A 449-nucleotide genomic window follows, 5' to 3' on the forward strand; every position below is an offset into this window, starting at 1 on the left:
GTTTCTCGTGCTCCGTCCTACTCGATTTCATGACTAAGAGATTTTCGCGTACAGGGCTATCACCCACTATGGCCGTACTTTCCAGAACGTTCCGCTAATCTCAAAGCCACTTAAGGGCTAGTCCCCGTTCGCTCGCCACTACTAAGGGAATCTCGGTTGATTTCTTTTCCTCAGGGTACTTAGATGTTTCAGTTCCCCTGGTTCGCTTCTTAAGCCTATGTATTGAGCTTAAGATACCTAACTTATGTTAGGTGGGTTCCCCCATTCAGACATCTCCGGATCAAAGTCTGTTTGCCGACTCCCCGAAGCTTTTCGCAGGCTACCACGTCTTTCATCGCCTCTGACTGCCAAGGCATCCACCGTATGCGCTTCTTCACTTGACCATATAACCCCAAGCAATCTGGTTATACTGTGAAGACGACATTCGCCGAAAATTCGATAATACTCAA

1 rRNA gene is annotated in these 449 nt (G+C 47.7%); it reads right to left on the reverse strand.

The window, feature by feature from the left end:
- Window positions 1–383 (reverse strand): 23S ribosomal RNA (locus tag DU29_RS0128985); the annotation flags it as partial.
- Window positions 384–449 lie beyond the last annotated feature (66 nt).

The sequence above is a fragment of the Pseudomonas sp. Ant30-3 genome, assembly GCF_000690905.1.
Lineage (GTDB): Bacteria > Pseudomonadota > Gammaproteobacteria > Pseudomonadales > Pseudomonadaceae > Aquipseudomonas.